The sequence below is a fragment of the Pseudomonas sp. ITEM 17296 genome, from assembly GCF_028895205.1.
Lineage (GTDB): Bacteria > Pseudomonadota > Gammaproteobacteria > Pseudomonadales > Pseudomonadaceae > Aquipseudomonas > Aquipseudomonas kermanshahensis.
The window spans coordinates 200,373-221,455 of sequence record NZ_WJRS01000006.1 but is presented as its reverse complement, the minus strand read 5'-3'; the positions used below and the strand labels follow the sequence as shown (position 1 = coordinate 221,455).

The window sequence follows — 21,083 nt, the reverse complement described above, 5'->3', positions numbered from 1 at the left end:
CTATGCCGCGGCCTTGCACGTTCGGCATCGAAGAGGAGTATTTGTTGGTGGACCTTGCCACCGGCAAAGTCCCAGCGATGCCGGCGCCCAGCCTGGCAAGGCACTGCCGAGAGGCAGTGGGGCCGTACTTTGTGCAAGAGATGTTCCGCAGCCAGATAGAAGTCGCCTCGCCGGTGTTTTCGAACCTGTACCAGGCACGGGAATTCTTCGTGCATGCGCGGCAGCGGCTGACCGACGTGCTGGCGGCGCAGGGTATGGGCCTGTATGGCGCAGCCAGCCACCCCAATGCACCTTGGTTACGGCATAAGCCGGCAGCCTCGGCACACTACCGCCAGCTGTTCGACGACTACCGGCATGTGGCACGGCGCAGCCTGCTCAACGGGTTGCACGTGCACGTAGGCGTACCGGCTGACTGCGATCGCATGCAACTGATCAATCGCCTGGTGCCCTGGTTGCCGTTGCTACTAGTGCTCAGCACATCGTCACCCTTATGGCTGGGCCAGGCGACCGGCTACATGAGCTACCGGCGGGTCATTTGTGGCGAGTGGCCGCACATGGGGCTGCCAGAGCCATTAGCTGATTGGCCCGCCTACGAGCGCTACCGAGCCTTGCTGCAAAGGACCGGCTCACTGGCAGAAAAGGGTGATTTCTGGTGGGCGATCAGGCCTTCGCAGCGCTTTCCGACAGTCGAGTTGCGTATCTGCGATGGTTGCCCTTGCCTTGAGGACGCATTGAGCATTGCCGGCGTCTTTCGCCACTTGGTCGAGCACAACCTGCAGCCAAGGCATGAACGTAGCCCCTTCAATCGCGAACTGCGCTGGGTCGCACAGGAAAACTACTGGCGAGCCATGCGCTATGGGCGCCATGGTCAATTCATCGGTGCCGATGCGCAGCAGCCGGTCACGGCGCAAGGCTGGCTTGGGCAGTTGCAGGGCCAGTTTCCGGTCGACACTGTCGACGCCGAACGCGCCTTCCAGCATGCCCACGGCATTCTGCGCGAGGGCACCAGCGCGGACCGGCAATTGCACTGCCTGGAGCGCGCCCACGACGATGGGCAAAGCGCAGCACACGCTTTACAGGCCGTGGTCGAGCAGGTGGTGATGCAAGGAAACGCCGCATTGCCAACGGCTGGGGTTGCAATTAGACAGGGTTGACCGAAAATGGCCGCGCCCTTTGCAGCCACTCGGAACGTCCTGCGCCATGATGCTGATCAAGCAATTTCCCCAGATCACCCCGACCGACACGCTTTTTGTCTTCGCCCTCGAGGCAGAGGCGGGCACTGTGTTTGCCGATGTGAACACCGTGTTCACCGGCATCGGCAAGGTCAATGCCGCCATCGCACTGACCAAGGCCATTGCCCAGCGCAAGCCCAAGTTGATCGTCAACCTGGGCTCTGCCGGCAGCCAGCGCTATGGCAAGGGCGAGGTGGTGTGCTGTACCCGTTTCGTGCAGCGCGATATGGACGTCACGCCATTGGGCTTCGCCCGCTACGAGACGCCGCTGTCTGACATCCCAGTGCTGCTGGAACACGGCGAGGAAATCCCCGGGCTTGCCCTGGGCACCTGCGGCAGTGGTGACAGTTTCGAGGTCAGCCACGGCGAGGCACCTTACGACATCGTCGACATGGAAGCCTATGTGCTGGCCCTGATCGCTCGTGACGAAGGCATTCCGTTCGTCTGCCTCAAGTACATTTCAGACGATGCCGGCAGCGACGCGGCAGACGACTGGTCGGTGCAGGTGCATCTGGCCGCCGAAGCCTTCAAGCGTGTGCTGTTCAGCTAATCCAACGGCGCTGCCCGCCGCAGGGCAGCCTGACTAAACCTTCCCGTCGCGCCGCAGTCACTTCCAGTAGAAGCCCCGATAGACGCGGGGCCTGGCGGGAGGTGATTAACGATGGCTAGGGCAATCTGGAAAGGCGCGATCAGCTTTGGGCTGGTGCACATCCCTGTCTCGCTCAATACCGCTGTGCGCACCGAGCGGGTGGACTTCGACTGGCTCGACAAACGCAGCATGGAGCCGGTCGGGTACAAGCGGGTCAACAAGGTCACAGGCAAGGAAATCGACAAGGAGCACATCGTCAAAGGTGTGGAGTATGAAAAAGGCCGCTATGTGGTGATCAGCGAGGAGGAGATCCGCACGGCCCGGCCTGAAGCCACCCAGACCATTGATATTTTCTCGTTCGTCGATGCTGGCGAAATCCCCCTTCAGCATTTCGATACCCCGTATTACCTGGCCCCCGACCGCCGTGGCGGCAAGGTTTACGCGCTGCTGCGCGAAACCCTGGCGAGTACCGGCAAGGTGGCCTTGGCCACGGTGGTGTTGCATACCCGTCAGCACCTGACGCTGCTGCGCCCGCTGGACGATGCACTGGTGATGATCACCTTGCGCTGGCCAGAGGAAGTGCGAGGGCTGGACACGCTGGAGCTGGACAAGAGCGTGACAGACACCAAAGTGGACAAGCGTGAGCTGGACATGGCCAAGCGGCTGGTGGAGGACATGAGCGGGCCGTGGCAGCCGGATGAATACCACGATGCGTTTCGCCAGACGATCATGGACCTGGTGGAAGAGAAGGCCAGTAAAGGCAAGATCAGCGTGGTCGAAAAGGGCGAGGGCGGCAGTGCGGAGAAAAGTGCCGACATCATCGACCTTACCGAGTTGCTCAAACGCAGCCTGGGGGGCAAGGGTGGTGCTACTGGCAAAAAGAAGCCTGCCAAGCGGACCCGGAAGGCTTCTTGATCTTTCCATCTATGTATCGGCAGCCCGCTCCTGTGGGAGCGCTAGAAGCCTGCGACTCAGGAGGGGGAGGCTTCAAGGCCTGCCAGAAAATCCCCAAACCCTTCCCGGGCGCGGCTGTCGCGTCGGCTGCTGGTCGCCACGCTGTGCCGTGCCGTCCAGGAGATCTGCGCACCGTGCGCCTCCAGGTCGCGCACCAGTTGTACGTCTTCATGCGCCGGCAACGGCTGGAACCCCCCGATACGCAAATACGCCTGTGCACTGACCCCAAGGTTGGCGCCGTGGATATGCCGGTGCCCCTCTCGCGCCTGGTAATGGCTCAGGTACAACCGGCGCAACGCGGCTTTTTGCCAGGGCTGCCAGCGCTCCACATGCACAGTGCCACAGACCACGTCCGCACCACACGCCAGTTGCGACAGCAACCAATGCGGCGGCACCTGGCTGTCGGCATCGGTACAGGCCAGCCAGCTGGCGCCCTGTTCGATCATCTGTGCCGCGCCGGCACTGCGCGCCATGCCAACATTGCCTGCGTGCACTTCCAGTGTCTGTACCTGGTGCCGCCTGGCAACCGCCGCACTACCATCGCTGCAGCGGTCCAGCACCACCAGTATTTCGACCCGATAGCCCGCCAACTCAGCCTGGTCTGCAGCCGCCCGCACGGACTTGAGGCAACGACCTAGGCGGCGCGCTTCGTTGTGGGCGGGTATGACCACGGCAATCATGGGCAGGTCTCGTCAAGGTCGACCACGCTGGGCTGGCAAGACCAGTACTCGAGCAGAAAGTCCGCTTCTTCATGGCGATAGACGGGGTACAGCGGCAGATGCTTGCCCAGCATGCGATGCACTTCACGCCCGTCCTGGGGGCAGCCCGCGATCGGGTGTTTCCAGTGGCAGGCCAGCAGGCCGCCGTCGTCGCTGAGGCTGGCGGCTGACTGTTCGATTACTTGCAACCAATCGGTGGGATCAAGGTAGTAACCCAGCTCACTCAGCACGATCAGGTCAAAGCGCCCACCGGGCCAATCACCCGGAAGCCTGCCGAGTTCGACCGAGGCGTGGCTGACCCCGGCCAAGCGTTCCCGCGCGAGGCCTACGGCAGTTGGGTTCAAGTCCTGGCACAACAAGTCTGCACACCGCTCGGCCAGCAAGGCACTCAGCTCGCCATTGGCGCACGCAGGCTCGAACACGCGCTCATAGCATTGGCGTGGCAGGCTGGCCATGACCAGCTCGCGTTTGCGCTTTTCGTACCAGCGGGTGCGAAAGGCCCAAGGGTCTTCGCTGCTGGCGTACAGGTCGGCGAAATACTGTGCGTCGAGGCTCATGACAACTCCCTTTACAAGAACACCAATTCGAAAGGCTGTAGCAGGCACTCCTGCAAGTTCGCTGGCAGCACGGGCGGTTGGCCTTCATCTGGTTCGAGTTGGCTGATGTGCGCGGCCAAGGCCTTGCGCTTGCGGGCCAGGCGGGTTTCATCCAGCTGCACGCGATGAGCCCGTGGCCAGGGCAGGCGAGGGTCGTCAGGTTGCGCCCAGTGCCAGGCCCAGACCGGCACCTCCACCAATTGCACCTTGCGCGCCATTGCCGCTTGCGCGGCGGCCCTGCCCACCGCCTCGTGGTCGCAGTGACCGTCGTTGCGCCAGGTCGCCATCAGCACGTCATCAGGCTTGAGCAACTGGCTCAGGTGGTTGACTAGAAAGGCCTCGTCCCGCGGCAGCGCGCCGTCCTTCAGGTGCAGCCTGCGCCAGTCCAGCCGGTTGAGGTCAAGTTCGAGCTGTTGCAGGGCGTGGCGGCTCTCCAGCGGCCGCTGCCTGCGCAAGCGGTGCTCGGTCCAGTGGCTGGAGCCTGGGTGGCTGCCTTCGCCATCGGTAGCAGAGACCAACACCAGGTCGTCCTCGCGCCCATGAAAGCCTGCCAGCAAACCACCCGCCATGAGAATTTCGTCATCCGGGTGCGGGGCGATCAGTACAAGCCGGCGGCCAGGCGGGCACAGTTGCTCTGGGTCGATCCAGGTGGCCCTGGCCAGGTGCGCGGCGTGCTGCCAGGCCGACCAGGGGGTACCGCTACTCGACTCGATCAAATTCATAGTTGCCAGGCTCCTGCCGGCAGGGTAGCCAGCTGCTGTCCGAGGGCGGCCAGGTCACGCTCGGCGTGGCTCTGGCGCAGGAATACCGGCAAGTCGGCACTCAACCGGGCAAAGTGGCTGCTGCGGCAAAACGGCGAGGCGCCCAAGGCGCGCCCCACGTGATGGATCACGTGCTCGACGGCCTGCTCGACCTGTGCGCGGGTACGCCGCACTTCGAAACAGGCGTCTGCGCCCGGCTGGCGGTCGATCCAGCCCGCACACTCGCGCAACGCCGCCCTGGCTCCGCACAAGGCGGCGTCCACAGCCCCCAAGTGCGCGTCGGCGTGCGGGTCTGGCCGCGGGTTGCGACAGTGTTCGCGCAGGTAGTCCGCCAGGGCCTCGGCGCCGCCGTACCAGCACGCCGCGATACCCCCGCCACCGTGCCAAAAGCCGGGTCTGGAGAGGTACTGCCCGGGCCGGCCGATGGCGATACCAGGCGTATGGTTGAACTCGACCTCGACGCTCGCGGTAATGGCCATGCCGACCGCCTGCCACTGTTCGATACGCAAGCCTTGGCTGGGGTGGGACAGCTCTATGGCCACCAGCTGCGGTTGGTCGTCTTCGCCCCATGCCGTGATCAGTGCGCGGTCAATTTGCAAGGCGCCCGAGCACCACGCCTTGCGGCCCGAAAGCCGCACCTGCTCGCCCTGGCGCTCGACGATACGTGCGCGGGCATCTGGCGGTTCCGCCGCCCATACACCCCAAATGCCATCCTGCGCATGGTGCGCGGCGCCACATTCGGCCAGGATCGCCAAGGCATCGGTATGGCCTTCGTAGAGCTTGGCCAAGGCCATGTCACAGCCAGCAATGCGGGCCAGGCTCTGCCAGCGGCGCAGCGTGTTGCCCTGGCCGGGCAGGGGCAGCAGGTCAAGGTGGTCGGCCTGCAGCGCCTGCATCAGCGCTGGCAGTTGGGTATCGAGGTTCAGCGCCTGCGGCCTTTCGGTGAAGGTGCGCAACAGGCGGTCGAGGGTGTTCAAATCAAAGTCCTGAATGATGCTCATCAGCCCAGCCCTAGCTGTTTGCGCATGCGCGCAGTGATCGATTGACGGGTCTTGCCCATGTCGGCCCAGGGGTCGTCCACCTCGGCCAGGCGCTCGTGCAGGTTGCCGATGTGCCATTGATTGGCACCCTTGAGCCCGGCCAGCTCTTCACGCCAGATCGGCACGGACACCGGCAGGCCCTCCCGCGCACGCAAGGAGTAGGCACAGGCGGTGGTGGCGCCTTTGCCATTGCGCAGATAGTCGATGAAAATCCGCCCGACCCGGTTTTTCGGCCCCGACACGGCGCTGAGGCGATCGGGGAACAGGTTGGCCAGGTAGTCGACGATCGCATGGCTGAAGTCCTTCACCTCGTCCCAGCCCGCTTTTCGGGTCAGCGGCACGACAATGTGAATGCCCTTGCCACCACTGGTCTTCAGAAACACCTTCAGGCCAAGTTCGTCGAGCAGGGTCAAGGTCAGCTGCGTGGCCTCCAGCATGGCCTTCCAGGGCAGCGCCGGGTCCGGGTCCAGGTCGAGCACGAAGCGGTCCGGTTTGTCGAAGTCCTTGTCGGTGGCGTTCCAGGTGTGCAGTTCGAGCATGTTCATCTGCACCGCGCCCAGCAGGGTATCGGCGCGGTTGATGACCATGGCAGCCTGGCCGGCCTGTTTTTTGTCGTAGCTGACCACGTTGGGGATGTGCAGTTGGCCAGCGTTTTTCTGGAAGAACAACTCGCCACCGAGGCCATCGGGCGCGCGTACCAGCGCCACGGGGCGGTTTTTAAGCTGGGGCAGGATCCATTGGCTCACCTGCGCATAGTATTCGGCGACTTGGCGTTTGGTGGTGGCGCGGGTGGCGTCGATGACGCGGTCAGGGTGAGTCAGGCGCAGTTCGCCCAACGCCTCGGGCTTGTGCTGAGCCTTGGTTTTAGCCACGGACTTGCCAGGCATGGCGTGCTCCAGGTCGATCGCGGTCGCGGGTTTGTCATCACGCAGGCCGTGGAACACCGCATGGCGCACCACGCCGTCTCGGGTCATCTGTGCGTAGGCGACTTCGGCCAGCAACGTCGGCTTGAGCCAGTGCACACCCCGGGCTTCGGCGCCGGTCGGCGGCTTGCTCAGCATCGGCTTGGGGGTTTCCAACGGTTTGAGTCGCGCATGAATGGTTTCCAGGGTGGCAGCACTGAACCCTGTACCGACTTTGCCGGCATAGCGTAGCGCGCCGCTGTCGTCGTGCACGGCCAGCAGCAAGGCGCCAAAAGCGCTGCGGCTGCCCTTGGGGTCGGTGTAGCCGACAATCACGAACTCCTGGCGTTGCTGGCACTTGAGCTTGACCCAGTCGGCGCTGCGGCGCCCGGTGTAAGGGCTGTCGGCGCGCTTGCCGATCAAGCCTTCCAGGTTCATGCGGCAGGCGCTGTCGAGCAGGGAGTCGACCGGCTGATCGAAACCTTCGGAAAACCTCAGCCACTCTGAGTCGGCCCGTTCAAGCAGCTGTTGCAGGGTTTTGCGCCGCGCTTGCAGCGGTAACTGGCGTAGGTCCTCGCCGCCCAGGAAGGGCAGGTCGAACAGGTAATAGAGGATGTGCTGGTCGTCCTCCACGTCAAAGGCGTTCTGCAGGGCCTGGAAGTCGGCCACGCCGTGTTCGTCATTGACCACCATTTCGCCGTCCAACCAGGCCGAGTCGAGGCCCAGCGTGCGTAGTGCATCTCGCTGATGGGGCAGCTTGGCGGTCCAATCGTGGCCATTGCGGGTAAAAAGACGCACGTCATCGCCGTCGATGCGCGCGAGAATCCGGTAGCCATCGAACTTGACCTCGTACAACCAGTCGCCGGCGGGTGGCGAGTCGACCAGGGTCGCAAGTTGCGGTTGCAGTGTGTCGGGTAACGGGGCCTTCTGTGCGCCTGCCTTGCGTTTGCGGGTACGCGGCGCCGCTTTTTCGGCAGGCTTGCTACGCCTGGGGACCAGGGTGCGCTCGCTGAGCACGCTGTCGGGCTGGGCCTCGACGATGCTGTAATCGGCCTCGCTACGGGCTTCGCCATCGTGCGATTTGACCAGCATCCATTGCTCTTTCTTGCCAGCCAGGTGGGTGCGGAACAGGTTCCAGACGCCGTTGAGCTTCTCGCCTTGCAGGCGAAAGCGCAGCTTGCCCTTGGCGTAGGCCTGCTGCGCATCACCTTCAGGCTCCCAGATGCCACGGTCCCAGACGATCACATCGCCCGCGCCGTAATGGCCTTCGGGGATATTGCCCTCGAAATCGGCGTAGTCCAGCGGGTGATCTTCGACGTGCACGGCCAAGCGCCGCACCTTCGGGTCCAGCGACGGGCCCTTGGGGATGGCCCAGCTCTTGAGCGTGCCGTCGAGCTCCAGCCGGAAGTCGTAGTGCAGGTGGCTGGCGTCGTGCTTCTGGATGCAGAACTGCAGGGCATGGGGCTTCCGGCCCCGGCCACGTTTACCGCTCGGCTCGGGCGTGGCATTGAAGTCACGCTTGCGCTGGTATTCCTGCAGAGGCTTGGCCATGGCGGGGTCCTGAAGAATCGCGGGGGCTCTTCAGGTGGGAGAGAGTGCGGTGAGGGGAGTTCAAAATTTCCCCCCGTCGAGCGCCTGACGGCTCGACGGGGGCACAAGGCCCTCTAGCAGCTTGAGCGGCTACCCTCACCATCGATCAAGCGCCAGATACCCAGTGGATTGGCGTTCTGCAACGCAGGGGGCAGCATCGCATCAGGGTAGTTCTGGAAGCACACCGGCCGCAGGAAGCGATCGATCGCCAGCGACCCCACCGAGGTCCCGCGGGCGTCCGAGGTGGCAGGGTATGGGCCGCCGTGGACCATCGCATCGCACACCTCGACGCCGGTGGGGTAGCCGTTGAACAACACACGGCCGACCTTGTCCTGGAGCAATTCACTCAACCAGCTGAAGCCTGTCAGTTCTGCTGCTTCGCCAATGACCGTGGCGGTCAGTTGCCCGCGCAGGGCTTGCACGGCGGCGCTCAGTTGCGCCTGATCTTCAACTTCAATGACCAGGGTCGCGGGCCCGAACACTTCTTCCTGCAGCAGCGGGTCGCCGTTCAGCAGCAGGCTGACATCGGCCTTGAACAGTTGCGGCTGCGCCTGCCGCTCGCCTTGCTCGGCGCCGGCCAGGTGGGTGATGCCGGGGTGCGCGTGCAAGTGTTGTAGGCCCTGGCGGTAGCTGGCCAGGGTGCCGGCGTTGAGCATGGTCTGGGCGCCTTGCTCGGCCATATGTGCTTGCAGGTGCTCGACAAAATGGCTGAATGCAGCAGAGCGCATGCCCAGCACCAAGCCTGGGTTGGTGCAGAACTGGCCACAGCCCAGGGTCACGGACGCGGCGAGCTCGCGGGCCAGTGCAGCGCCTCGCTGAGCCAGCGCTTCAGGCAGCAGGATCACCGGGTTGATGCTGGACATCTCGGCAAACACCGGGATCGGTTGTGCCCGCTCCGCAGCCATGCGCATCAGCGCGTTACCGCCCTTGAGCGAGCCGGTGAAACCGACGGCCTGGATGGCCGGGTGCTTGACCAGCCACTCGCCGACGCCCGCACCGTAGACCATGTTGAAGACGCCCGCCGGCATGCCACTGCGCGTCGCAGCGCGCAAGATGGCATCCGCTACACCTTCAGCGGTGGCCATGTGGCCGCTGTGCGCCTTGAACACCACCGGGCAGCCGGCGGCCAGGGCCGATGCGGTATCGCCGCCTGCGGTCGAGAACGCCAGCGGGAAGTTGCTGGCCCCGAACACGGCAACCGGGCCCACCCCGATACGGTACTGGCGTATGTCCGGGCGCGGCAGCGGCTGGCGCTGCGCCTGCGCGCGGTCAATGCGGGCGCCGTAAAAATCACCCCGGCGCAGCACCGTGGCGAACAGGCGCATCTGGCCGCTGGTGCGGGCACGTTCCCCCTGGATTCGGCCGGCGGGCAGGGCCGTTTCCCGGCATACCGTGGCGATGAAGGCGTCACCCAGTGCATCGAGTTCGTCGGCAATCGCCTCCAGAAACACTGCGCGTTGCTCGGCCGGCAGGTTGCGGTAGGCCGGGAAGGCCGCGGCAGCAGCCGTTGCGGCCGCATCCACTTCAGCTTCGGTGGCTTGGCTGAATGCGCCGGGCAGCGCTTCGCCAGTGCTGGCATCTAGGCTCTTGAGCAGCGTATTGCCTTGCGCCGAGCGCTGGCCGCCGATGTAATTGTGACCAAGGATCTGGGTCATGAGGGCTCCGATAAACGTTGAGGCAGGTACATCAAGGCAAGCAGTCAGGTAATGGCGCCGATCTGCCACGGCACGAACTCGTTCTGCCCGTAGCCATGCTGTTCGCTCTTGCTGCGCTCGCCCGAGGCGATGCGCAGCATCATCTGGTAGATGTGCTCGCCGCGCTCTTCGATGGTCATGCTGCCGTCGGCAATGCCGCCGCAGTTGACGTCCATGTCGTCTTCCTGGGTTTCCCACAGCCGCGTATTGGTCGCCAGCTTGATGGACGGCGAGGGCGCACAGCCGTAGGCGGAACCGCGGCCGGTGGTGAAGGCGATCAAGTTGGCACCCCCGGCGACTTGGCCAGTGGCCGAGATCGGGTCATAACCGGGGGTGTCCATGAACACCAGGCCATGGGCGCGCACCGGCTCTGCGTATTCGTACACATCCACCAGGTCACTGGAGCCGGCCTTGGCGACCGCACCCAGTGATTTTTCCAGGATGGTGGTCAAGCCTCCGGCCTTGTTCCCGGCAGAGGGGTTGTTGTTCAGCTCGGCGCCCATGCGCTGGCAATAGGCTTCCCACCACTGGATGCGGGCGATCAGCTTTTCACCAACCTGCTGGCTTACGGCGCGGCGCGTCAGCAAGTGCTCGGCACCGTAGATTTCGGGGGTTTCCGACAGAATCGCGGTACCGCCTGCAGCTACCAGCCGGTCCACGGCATTGCCCAGCGCAGGGTTGGCGGTGATGCCCGAGTAGCCGTCCGAGCCCCCGCATTGAAGGCCCACGGTGAGGTGGCGCACGCTGACTGGCTGGCGCTCGACCTGGTTGGCTTCGGCGAGCAACGCCTTGACCTGGGCAATGCCGCTGGCGATGGTTTTGCTGGTGCCACCGGAGCCCTGGATGGTGAAAGTGCGCAGGGTATGGCTGCTTTGCAACCCTTGGGCGGCGAGCAGCTCAGGGATCTGGTTGGTTTCGCAACCCAGGCCGATTAGCAGCACCGAGGCGAAGTTGGCATGCACGGCATAGCCGCCCAAGGTCCGGCGCAGCATGGCCAAAGCCTCGCCAGAGGGGTCGACGGCGCAACCGACGCCGTGGGTCAGGGCCACCACGCCGTCGACGTTCGGGTACGGCGCCAACGCTTCGGGGTGAATGTCACGGCGAAAATGGTCGGCGATTGCCCGGGCCACGGTGGCCGAGCAGTTCACCGAAGTGAGGATGCCGACATAGTTGCGCGTGGCGACCCGGCCATCGGCCCGGACGATCCCCCTGAAGGTGTCGTCGTTGGGCGCCTGCGCGCCACGGGCATCGACGCCAAAGGCGTAGTCACGGGCAAAGTCACCCATTGCCAGGTTATGCACGTGCACATGCTCGCCTGCGGTGATGGCCTGGCTGGCGAAGCCGATGATCTGCCCGTAGCGGCGCAGCGGCTGGCCGGCCGCAATGTCGCGCGCCGCCACCTTGTGCCCGGCAGGGATTGGCTGGCGAACGGTGATGCCTTCGTCCAGCAGCAACCCTTCGGGCAAGGCCTGGCGGGCGATCAGCACGTCGTCGAGCGAGTTGAGTCGGATCACGGCGTGGGCAGCGCGTTCACTGCCTGTTGTTGTAATGAGTTGCATGACAGTTACCTCAATAGGGCGCGTGGCTCAGGCCAGCCCGCGCTCGCGATAGTCGATCAGGCCAGAGAACAGCATCAGGCCGAAGGCCATTACCACGAAGAAGATCAGGGCCAAGAAGTACGAACCGGTGAACTGCACGATCAGGCCGATCAGGATCGGTACCAGCACGCCGACCATGTTGCCGCAGAAGTTCATGCTGCCGCCCAGAACGCCGGCTTTGGATTTACCGCCGAGAATGGCCGGCAGGCACCAGTACATGCCGCACCAGCGGATGAAGAACAGCGCCACGCACAGCAGGGCGATCACCCGTGCAGCATCGGGGGTGTAGGCCACCAGCAGGATGCACAGCGCGGCGACGGCAGCGGAGCCTGCGAACATGCTGCGCATGACCGTGTTCGGCTGGCCGCCATTGGCTTTCCACTTGTCCGAGATCCAGCCGCCCACCAGCTCGCCGACAAAACCGCACATGAAGATCAGGAAGGTCGCGCCACCCATGGCCTTGATGTCCAGGTTGTGGGCTTGGTGCAGGTAGCTTGGCATCCAGGTCAGCAGGCCATAGAACACGCTGTTGTAGCAGGCGTAGCCGGCGAACATGCACAGCACCGAACGGCTTTTGAGCAGCTCTTTGAGTACCGCCTTGCGGTTGCCGTTGGCCTGGGTCGCGGCGTCGTTGGCTTGGGTGATGTAAACCAGTTCGGCGGCGTTGACCTGCGGGTGTTCGCTGGGGTGGTTGCGGATGTACCACCAGGCCCAGATGCCTGCCGCCACAGTGCCGACACCGGCGATGATGAAGGCGATGCGCCAGGAGTCGAACCAGGTGATCAGCCCGGCGATGATGATCGCGCCAAACGCTGTGCCCAGCGGCGCGCCGCCGTCGACCAGGGTGGCGCCGCGGCCACGTTCGTTGGGGGTCAACCAAGCGCCGTTGAGTTTGGCGCCCGCCGGCATGATCGGCGACTCGGCCACGCCCAGGCCAATGCGGGTGACCAGCAGGGTGATCCAATTGTGGGCAAAGCCGCCCAGCGCCTGGAAGGCGCCCCAGCCGATGGTGGCGACACCAATGATGTTGCGCACCTGGAAGCGGTCGAGCAGCACACCGGCCGGGATCTGCATCAGGGCATAGGACCAGAAGAACGCGCTGAGGATCAACCCTTCAAGTGCTGGGGTGAGTTCGAACTCGGCAGAAATCAAGGGCAGGGCCACCGACAGCGACGCCCGGTCGATGTAGTTGATCGCTGCCAGCAACAGCAGGATCAAGAAGATCCGCCAGCGCACGGTGGTCGGCTTGGCGGTGTCTGTGCTGGCCGTGGCGGCTGTGGCCGCCGGGTAAGGGGTGTGTTTCATGCTCATCTCACTGTTGTGATTGTTATGAAATGCCGCGGCGGCGCGGCCCTGCGCCGCCGTCGGTTCAGAGCGTCTTCACCTCGCCAGGTGAGATGGCCGAAGGCGTCCCGGCAATGCCATTGCACAAAGGGGCGCCGAAATCAGGCAGGCTGATCTCGAACACATCGCCCTCGGCGGGCTTGATCTGGTCGGCGAACGACAAGGTCGCCGTGCCGAAGAAGTGCACGTGCACATCGCCTGGGCGCAGGAACTGGGCGTACTTGAAGTGGTGATACTCCAGGTTGTCCAGCGAGTGGCACATGTTGTCCTCACCGCTGAGGAAGGCCTTTTCCCAGATCACCTGGTCGCCGCGACGAATCCGGCTGATGCCATCGAGGTGGCGCGGCAGCTCACCGACCCGCAGTTCGGGGCCAAAGGCGCAACTGCGCAATTTGGAGTGAGCCAGGTACAGGTAGTTGCGTCGTTCCATCACATGGTCGGAAAACTCGTTACCGATGGCAAAACCCAGGCGGTAGGGCTGGCCATCATCGCCGATCACATACAGGCCGGCCAGCTCGGGCTCTTCACCGGCATCTTCGGCAAAGGCCGGGCGCTGCAAGGCCTGGCCAGGGCGGACCACAATGGAGCCGTCGCCCTTGTAGAACCACTCCGGTTGTACACCTGCGGTGCCCGGTGCCGGGCGGCCACCTTCGATGCCCCACTGGAAGACCCGCGCGGTGTCGGTCAACGCCGCCGCATCGTCGATTTTTTGCTGGTGCATCTTGTCGCGGGTGGCAGCACTGCCTAGGTGGGTCAGGCCGGTGCCGCTGATCAGGCAATGGGCTGGGTCTTCGTGGTCCAGCGGGGGCAGTACGCGGCAGTCGCTCAGGGCCTGGCTGTAACTGTGTTGCGTGCTGTCCAGGCCGCGTTCGAGCACTTCTGCGGCCAGGCTGGTGTGGTTGCGGATCGCGGCCAAGGCCAGCTCACGCATGGAGTGGGTATCACGCACGACCTGGATCAGGTCGCCTTCGACCACGCCGACGTGGCGTTGGCCGGGTGCGGTTTCAAATTGGATCAGGCGCATGCGGGTTCCTGTGTTGTTCTTGTTGAAGATGCAGTTCACTTTAATTTTCCCCGCCGTTGCTGCCTAATGAGACCTGCTGACCCCATGATAACTTTAAGTGATCCCCTATGCTGCCACCCCTGAGTTCCATGGCCTCGCGCCTTCGCCTGCGCCAGTTGCGGTTATTGATCAGCCTGGATGAGCTGGGCTCGATTCATAAAGCGGCCGAGGCCATGTCGATCACCCAACCGGGGGCGACAAAAGCCCTCAACGAGATTGAATCGACCCTGGGTGCGGTACTGTTCGAGCGCACCAGCAAGGGCCTCGAGGCCAATGACCTGGGCCGTTGCGTGCTGCGCTACGCGCGCCTGATCAGCAACGACCTGGCACACCTGCGTGAAGAGATGCTGGGCATTCTGCAGGGCCATGGGGGTCGTTTGTCGGTCGGCACGATCATGGGGGCGGTGCCGATATTGGTGGAGGGGTTGGCGCGCTTGCGTGAAAGCCAGCCAGACCTGTCGGTGTCGGTAGTTGAAGACACCAGCGACCGCCTGCTCAACCTGCTCGACCAGGGCCGCCTGGACGTGGTGATCTGCCGGACCAGTGTCAGCCCGCGGCCCGCCGCCTACGACAGTGTGCCGAAACACCAGGAGCAATTGGTGCTGGTGGCCAACCCTGCACACGCCCTGGCCGGCAGCGAGACCTTGAACCTTGCGCAGTTGGCCAGTTCACGCTGGGTGGTATTCCCAGTCAACATGCCCATGCGCTTGACGTTGGAGCGCGAATTCCGCGAAGCGGGCCTGAGCTTTCCGCAATACCCGATTGAAACGTCCTCGACCTTCACCACGTTGTCGATGCTGCTGCAGGACCCGGGCTTGCTCGCTGTGATGCCGTGGGATGTGGCCAAGGTCGCACTGGACCATGGCATGCTGGTGCGCCTGCCGCTGCAGCTGAAGTCGCGCAGCGAGCCGTACGAAGTGGTCACGCGCAAGGGCGTTGAGTTGAGCCGGCCTGCGCAGATGCTGGTGAGCATTCTGATGGCATGAGCCCGCTGCACCGCTCGGGTGCAAGGGGCTTTAAAGAGTTGCAGAGCGCGGGGTCAGTCGCCGAATGGGCCGGCGACGGTGAAGGCGCCACCTTGCAGGTGCGCGCTGGCATCGTCAGTAGCAGGTTTTGGCTGTTGCTCGAGTTTTGCGCGAAAGCGCTCCGAGCTGTCCTGCGGATTGAAGCCCAGGTGCGCCGCGTAGCGGTTGTCCCACCACAGCTCGCGGTTGGCCGACACGCCATACACCACGGTGTGGCCAACGTTTTCAGCGAGCAAGGCCCGTTCTACCAGGTGTGAAAGGTCTGCGTAGCTCAGCCAGGTCGAGAGCATGCGCATGTTGCGCGGTTCTGGGAATGACGAGCCGATGCGCAAGCTCACGGTCTCGATGCCGTAACGGTGGAAATAGAAGGTGGCGAGGTCTTCGCCATACGATTTCGACAACCCGTAATAACAGTCTGGGCGACGCACAGACTGTGCATCCACCTGCTCGTCTTGCGGATAAAACCCAGTGACGTGGTTGGAGCTGGCGAACACCACCCGTGGGATCCCGTGCTTGCGTGCGGCTTCATAGATATGAAAAGTGCCGCGGATATTGGCGTCGAGAATCTCTTCGAACGCACGCTCCGTGGAAATCCCACCCAAGTGGACGATGGCATCCACGCCTTGGGCAAGCGCCAGTACACCGGCCTTGTCCGCAAGGTTGCAACTGATCACTTCTTCATGGGCGCCCGCTGCGGGCACCATCGCACTGATGTCGGAAGCCCGTACGACGTTGGCGTGCGCCTGCAGGGCTTCGCGCAGGATCTGCCCGAGCCCGCCGGCGGCGCCGGTCAGCAGCAGGCGGTTGAACGGTTTGCCCTGGGTGGGCGAGGAGGGTGTGGTCATGGCGAGCGCCTTGGCGTGAGGGGTGGTTGGGGGTAGTTGGGCGACAACGCCGGGCCACCTGGCAGGCACCCGGCAGCGCGGCATTACATGAAGTTGTACTGGATGCCCAGGCGCCAGCGGGCCTGGCGGTCGTCGGTGTAGGCGTTGACCTTGATGTCACCCACTTCCATGAACGGCGCCCACTGCTTGTTGAGCTTGTACTTGACGATCAGGTTCTGCTCGTAGTCGCTCTTCTTGTTGTCGTAGCGGATGTAGTCGGTGTCGAAATAAATGTACTGGTACTCGAAGGCCCACGGCCCTTTCGGGGTGTAGCCGAGCCAGCCTTCGAGCCGAGTGGTGTTCTGGTTGTCCTTGGCGCGGTCTGCCTTGGAGTGGTCGATCTGGTCGCGGTCGAGGTTGCGCGCGTCGTGCCGCACACGGGTGGCGACGTACCAGGTGTCGCTGATCTTGTAGTTGTACTTCAAACCGAACTTGTAGGTGGTGGCGTCCTTGGAACTGTCCATCTGGAACGCGGGGGTGAGGGTCGACTTGGGACTCAGCTTGTAGTTGTAGTCCACGGTGAACTCATGGCCGTTGTTGACCATGTTGTCGTACGCCACGTCCTCGCGGTCGCCGGCGGTCTTGTACTTGATCTCGGCGGCGAAGCCCAGGCCAGTGTCCATCCGGTAGTTCAGCTTGATCCGGTCGGAATGGATGCTGTCGTCTTCGGTGTAGCCGTGGCGGTAGTTGATGCTGGCCGAGTCTGCGCAGGCATAAAACGACAGGCCGAGTGTACTGACAGCAATGAGAGTGCGGAGTGTGGTGTTCATTCGATCTTCTTTTCTTGTTTTTGTTGAGGTCGTTTTGAAGCGGGTGGTCACGATCGGATGCGGTAGGGGCAGGGCGCCGCGATCAGATGCGGCAAAGTTATCGTACAACATTTCGGTTGTCTACGATTTCTTCAGTGGTTGTCGGATGACCTTTCGGATTGCCTTTGAAATGCCTGATATAGAGGCTTTAGTGCAACCATTGGAATGCGATCGGCATCCCAAAAGAGGTAAAAAAGCATACGTAAAAGCCATTTTTGAAAGTTTTTAAGGGGTGCTTTTCAAAAGTTGTATGATGACGTAGGATGACCTCCAGAGCGTGACTCACCCGCCACAAATCCAATAAGAAGGCTCAGACGTCCATGATCATCACTGCTGTAAACGTCCAGGTTTTTTCCTACCCCACGCGCCGTGCTGTCGACAGCGCCGGCCATGCCCACCCCGGTGACGTAACCCAGGCCAAGATGGCGCTGCTGCGCATCACCACCGAATGCGGTAACGAAGGCTATGCACTGGGTGCCCCTGAACTGATCCGCCCCTACGTGCTCGACGGTTTCGTGCGCAAGGTGCTGGTCGGCGCAAACGCCTTCGATCGCGAGAAGATCTGGCACGACCTCGCCCACTGGCAGCGCGGCAGTGCCAGCCAGTTGACCGATCGCGCCCTGGCGTTGGTCGAGCAGGCCTTGTGGGACTGGGCCGGGCGCAAGCTCAATGTGCCGGTGCACAAGTTGATTGGTGGCTACCGCGACAAAGTGCCTGCGTATGGCTCGACCATGTGTGGCGACGAGCTTGAAGGTGGCCTGTCGACCCCTGAGGAATACGGGCGCTTTGCCGAAACCCTGGTCAAGCGCGGCTATAAAGCGATCAAGCTGCACACCTGGATGCCGCCTGTGTCGTTCGCGCCCAGCGTGAGCATGGATATCAAGGCCTGCGCCGCGGTGCGCGAGGCAGTCGGCCCGGACATCGCCCTGATGATCGACGGCTACCACTGGTACAGCCGCACCGACGCCCTGACCATCGGCCGTGCCCTGGAAAAGCTCGACTTCGCCTGGTTCGAAGAGCCGATGATGGAAGACTCCGCCGAATCCTATGCCTGGCTGTCCAGCCAGTTGGACATCCCGGTACTGGGCCCGGAAAGCCTGGGTGGCAAGCACCTGAGCCGGGCCAGCTGGGTCAAGAACGATGTGTGTGACATCCTGCGTGCTGGGGTTGCCGGGGTCGGTGGCATCGCCCCATGCCTGAAGGTGGCGCACATGGCCGAGTCATTTGGCATGGATTGCGAGATCCACGGCAACGGCGCAGCCAACCTGGCCGTGGTCGGGGCGATCAAGAACTGCACCTGGTACGAGCGCGGTCTGCTGCACCCGTTCCTCGACTACGACGAAGTACCGGCCTACCTCAAGCGCCTGGTCGACCCGATGGACAAGGATGGCTTCGTGCACCTGTCGGACCTGCCGGGCCTGGGTGAAGAGATCGATTTCGACTACGTCGAGACCCACACGCTGCAACGCTTCTGATTCGTGCATGGCGGCACGCGCCCTCGCGTGCCGCCCGAGAGTCCAATAACTATAAAAAGGCAATCTCACATGAGCGTTCTCCCCACATTCTGGGCAGGGGTCCTTGCTGCATCGCTGGCAATGACCTCGGTACCTGCTGCTTACGCCAAGACGCCGGCCGACCAGTTGATCGTCGGCATGAGCATGATCAACCTGTTGTCCCTCGACCCAGCCGGTGCCACCGGGCTGGACGTTTCCGAGGTCAACGCCAACCTGTACGACATGCTGCTGGTGCAGGACGCGCAGCAACCGGACCAACTGGTGCCGGCGCTGGCCCAAAGCTGGCAGGTCAGCGATGACCGCAAGACCCTCACCTTCAAGTTGCGCGAAGGCGTGAAGTTCCAGTCCGGCAACGCGTTCAGCGCCGAGGACGTCGCCTGGTCACTGCAGCGCATCCTCAAGCTCAACCTGGCCCTGGCCTCGACCTGGAAGGCCTACGGCTTCACGGCGGGTAACGTCGCCCAGTACATGCGCGCCAGCGATGAACACACCTTTGTCCTCGAACTGCCGCGGCCGACCGACCCGCTGTTGGTGCTGAACACCCTGGCGACCTCGCCCAGCGCGTTCATCCTCGATCGCAAGGTCGTCCAGCAGCACCAGAAGGGCGACGACATGGGCGCCGCCTGGCTGACCACCCATGCCGCTGGCAGCGGCCCATTCATCCTCAACGACTGGCGTGCCAACGACGTGATCCTGATGAGCCGTTTCGACGGCTATTGGGGTGGCCCGGCCAAGCTCAAGCGCATCGTCATGCGCAACATGACCGAATCGCAGTCGTTGCGGCTGATGGTGGAACGCGGCGACCTGGACCTGGCCAAGGGCATGTCCGCCCCGGACATCGAGGCGCTGGAGAAGTCCGACAAGGTGCGCACGGAGACCGTGCAGCGCGGCACGCTCTACTACGTGGCGCTGAGCGTCAAACAAAAACCCTACGACGACGCCCGCGTGCGCAAAGCCGTGCGTTCGCTGATCGACTACCAGGGCATCAACCAGACCGTCATGCCGCATTACGGCCAGCTCAATCAGCGCCCGCTGCCGCTGGGCCTGCCGGCACGCCTGGACGACCCTGGCTATAGCCTGAACGTGGCCGAAGCGAAAAAACTGCTGGCAGAAGCCGGTTACCCCAATGGTTTCAAGACCACCATCCGCGTGCTCACCGAACCCCCGTTCATCAACATTGCCTCCAGCCTGCAGGCCACCCTGGCCCAGGCCGGCATCCAGGCCACCATCGTCACCGGTACCGGCAACCAGATCTACGGCGCCATGCGCGAACGCAGTTTCGACATCCTGGTGGGCCGCGGCGGCGGCGGTGCCGAGCGGCATCCGCATTCCAGCTTGCGCACCCTGGTGTACAACCCGGACAACCGTGACGAAGCCAAGCTGAGCAACTTCCAGGGCTGGCGCACGTCGTTCTACAGCCCTGAGTTGAACACCCTCATCGAGCAGGCCGAAGTGGAACCGGACAAGGCGCGGCAGTTGGCCCAGTACCAGCAGATCCAGACGTCCCTGGACGCCCAGGTGGGCGCAATTCTGCCGGTGTCGCAGATGACCGACACCGTGGTGCTGTACCACGACGTGCAGAACTATCAGGCCCACAGCGCGGCCACCACCCGTTACAAAGACGTCTACAAGTCGCGATGAGCGGGACGGGGGCGCCCGCGCCCCTTACGCCTCGGTGTTTGCTGAACGTTTTTTCAGGAGCCTGTTATGTTGCTTTCGACTGCCTCTGTGCTGGGCACGCGCGTGTCTGCCACTGCCCGACGCGCCAGCACGGTCCTGGTGACCTTGCTCGGCCTGTTGGCGCTGACGTTTTTCATTGGTCGGGTGATGCCGCTGGACCCGGTGCTGGCCGTGGTCGGGCCGGACGCCGACAGCTCCACCTATGATCAGGTCTACCAGGCGATGGGCCTGGACAAGCCGATCTGGACCCAGTTCGGGCTGTACCTCAACGATTTGCTGCACGGTGATTTCGGCAATGCGCTGCTCACCGGCCACCCGGTGCTGGAGGACATCAAGCGGGTGTTCCCGGCGACCATCGAGCTGGCCACGCTAGCGATCCTGTTCGGCATCCTCATCGGCCTGCCGCTGGGTGTGGTTGCCGCCAGCAACCAGGGCAAGCTGGGCGACCATGTGGCCCGGGTGATCACTTTGTTCGGTTACTCCACGCCGATTTTCTGGGTGGGCATGATGGGCCTGCTGGTGTTCTACGCCTGGCTCGGCTGGGCTGGCGGGGCAGGGCGTATCGACCTCGCCTACGACGGCATGGTACCGGACGTGACCGGCCTGCTGCTGATCGACACCGCCCTGGCGCGTGACTGGGAGGCGTTCAGCAGTGCCTTGCGCCACATCATTTTGCCGGGGCTGATCCTGGGCTTGAACTCGGTGGCCTATATCAGCCGCATGACGCGCAGCTTCATGCTCGAGCAGTTGTCGCAGGAATACATCATCACGGCGCGGGTCAAGGGCCTTTCGCGGCGCCAGGTGGTGTGGGGCCATGCGTTTCGCAACATCCTCGTGCAACTGCTGACCGTGGTGGCGCTGGCCTACGGCTCGCTGCTCGAAGGCGCGGTGCTGATCGAGACGGTGTTCGCCTGGCCGGGCTTTGGCCAATACCTCACCAGCAGCCTGATGCTCGGTGACATGAACGCGGTGATGGGCTGCGTGCTGGTGATCGGCCTGATCTTCGTCGCCCTCAACCTGATCAGCGATGCCCTGTACAAGGTGTTCGACCCAAGGACCCGCTAAGCCCCCAGGGGCTGCGTGAACACA

General features: G+C 63.5%; 18 protein-coding genes. 7 read left to right on the top strand and 11 right to left on the bottom strand.

Annotated features, from left to right (window positions below):
* Positions 1–2 precede the first annotated feature (2 nt).
* The 3 genes from GIB19_RS09925 to ku all read left to right on the top strand — a co-directional run bounded on the left by GIB19_RS09925 (position 3) and on the right by ku (position 2,736).
* Positions 3–1,154, top strand: coding sequence for a carboxylate-amine ligase (locus tag GIB19_RS09925; protein WP_274885355.1), 1,152 nt, complete (start codon positions 3–5; stop codon positions 1,152–1,154).
* Between the two features lie 46 nt (positions 1,155–1,200).
* Positions 1,201–1,782, top strand: coding sequence for a phosphorylase family protein (locus GIB19_RS09920; RefSeq protein ID WP_027593205.1), 582 nt, complete (start codon positions 1,201–1,203; stop codon positions 1,780–1,782).
* A 111-nt stretch (positions 1,783–1,893) separates the two neighbouring features.
* Positions 1,894–2,736 (top strand): non-homologous end joining protein Ku, encoded by an 843-nt coding sequence (ku, locus tag GIB19_RS09915; RefSeq protein ID WP_274885354.1) that lies wholly within the window; start codon positions 1,894–1,896, stop codon positions 2,734–2,736.
* Positions 2,737–2,792: 56 nt separating this feature from the next.
* Here ku and GIB19_RS09910 read toward each other — a convergent pair whose 3' ends face one another.
* The 9 genes from GIB19_RS09910 to araD1 all read right to left on the bottom strand — a co-directional run bounded on the left by GIB19_RS09910 (position 2,793) and on the right by araD1 (position 14,043).
* Positions 2,793–3,455, bottom strand: a complete 663-nt coding sequence (locus tag GIB19_RS09910) for a glycosyltransferase (protein WP_027593207.1) — start codon at positions 3,453–3,455, stop codon at positions 2,793–2,795.
* Positions 3,452–4,051: a class I SAM-dependent methyltransferase gene (locus GIB19_RS09905; protein ID WP_085272833.1), complete on the bottom strand. Its 600-nt coding sequence runs from the start codon at positions 4,049–4,051 to the stop codon at positions 3,452–3,454. Before GIB19_RS09905 ends, GIB19_RS09910 begins: the two co-directional genes overlap by 4 nt.
* A gap of 11 nt (positions 4,052–4,062) precedes the next feature.
* A complete protein-coding gene (locus GIB19_RS09900) occupies positions 4,063–4,812 on the bottom strand; it encodes a PIG-L deacetylase family protein (protein ID WP_265967546.1) in 750 nt (249 codons plus the stop codon).
* Positions 4,809–5,852 carry an acyl-CoA dehydrogenase family protein gene (locus tag GIB19_RS09895; protein ID WP_027593210.1) on the bottom strand — a complete coding sequence of 348 codons (1,044 nt, stop codon included), beginning with the start codon at positions 5,850–5,852 and terminating at the stop codon, positions 4,809–4,811. The genes GIB19_RS09900 and GIB19_RS09895 overlap by 4 nt, the downstream gene beginning before the upstream one ends.
* Complete coding sequence (ligD, locus tag GIB19_RS09890) at positions 5,852–8,344, bottom strand: DNA ligase D (protein WP_274885353.1); 2,493 nt, start codon at positions 8,342–8,344, stop codon at positions 5,852–5,854. Before ligD ends, GIB19_RS09895 begins: the two co-directional genes overlap by 1 nt.
* A gap of 113 nt (positions 8,345–8,457) precedes the next feature.
* Positions 8,458–10,038 (bottom strand): aldehyde dehydrogenase (NADP(+)), encoded by a 1,581-nt coding sequence (locus GIB19_RS09885; RefSeq protein WP_274885352.1) that lies wholly within the window; start codon positions 10,036–10,038, stop codon positions 8,458–8,460.
* Positions 10,039–10,082: 44 nt separating this feature from the next.
* Positions 10,083–11,636: a UxaA family hydrolase gene (locus GIB19_RS09880; protein ID WP_274885351.1), complete on the bottom strand. Its 1,554-nt coding sequence runs from the start codon at positions 11,634–11,636 to the stop codon at positions 10,083–10,085.
* A 27-nt stretch (positions 11,637–11,663) separates the two neighbouring features.
* Complete coding sequence (locus GIB19_RS09875; RefSeq protein ID WP_274885350.1) at positions 11,664–12,980, bottom strand: MFS transporter; 1,317 nt, start codon at positions 12,978–12,980, stop codon at positions 11,664–11,666.
* A gap of 64 nt (positions 12,981–13,044) precedes the next feature.
* Complete coding sequence (gene araD1 / locus GIB19_RS09870) at positions 13,045–14,043, bottom strand: AraD1 family protein (protein WP_274885349.1); 999 nt, start codon at positions 14,041–14,043, stop codon at positions 13,045–13,047.
* Between the two features lie 107 nt (positions 14,044–14,150).
* On the opposite strand from araD1, the gene GIB19_RS09865 reads away from it, so the two are divergent.
* On the top strand, positions 14,151–15,068 hold the full coding sequence (locus GIB19_RS09865; protein ID WP_099429358.1) for a LysR family transcriptional regulator: 918 nt from the start codon (positions 14,151–14,153) through the stop codon (positions 15,066–15,068).
* A gap of 53 nt (positions 15,069–15,121) precedes the next feature.
* Here the strand turns inward: GIB19_RS09865 and GIB19_RS09860 are convergent, their stop codons facing one another.
* Positions 15,122–15,952: an NAD-dependent epimerase/dehydratase family protein gene (locus GIB19_RS09860; RefSeq protein WP_274885348.1), complete on the bottom strand. Its 831-nt coding sequence runs from the start codon at positions 15,950–15,952 to the stop codon at positions 15,122–15,124.
* Positions 15,953–16,035: 83 nt separating this feature from the next.
* The gene (locus tag GIB19_RS09855) at positions 16,036–16,761 is read right to left on the bottom strand and encodes an oligogalacturonate-specific porin KdgM family protein (protein ID WP_099454123.1); all 726 of its coding nucleotides are present in this window, start codon (positions 16,759–16,761) and stop codon (positions 16,036–16,038) included.
* A gap of 359 nt (positions 16,762–17,120) precedes the next feature.
* On the opposite strand from GIB19_RS09855, the gene GIB19_RS09850 reads away from it, so the two are divergent.
* From GIB19_RS09850 to GIB19_RS09840, 3 genes are all read left to right on the top strand, one after another.
* On the top strand, positions 17,121–18,275 hold the full coding sequence (locus GIB19_RS09850) for a mandelate racemase family protein (RefSeq protein ID WP_085272840.1): 1,155 nt from the start codon (positions 17,121–17,123) through the stop codon (positions 18,273–18,275).
* Between the two features lie 69 nt (positions 18,276–18,344).
* Positions 18,345–19,955, top strand: a complete 1,611-nt coding sequence (locus GIB19_RS09845) for an ABC transporter substrate-binding protein (protein ID WP_274885347.1) — start codon at positions 18,345–18,347, stop codon at positions 19,953–19,955.
* A 66-nt stretch (positions 19,956–20,021) separates the two neighbouring features.
* Entirely contained in the window at positions 20,022–21,059 is a 1,038-nt protein-coding gene (locus GIB19_RS09840) for an ABC transporter permease (RefSeq protein WP_027593221.1), read from the top strand.
* Positions 21,060–21,083: the final 24 nt, after the last annotated feature.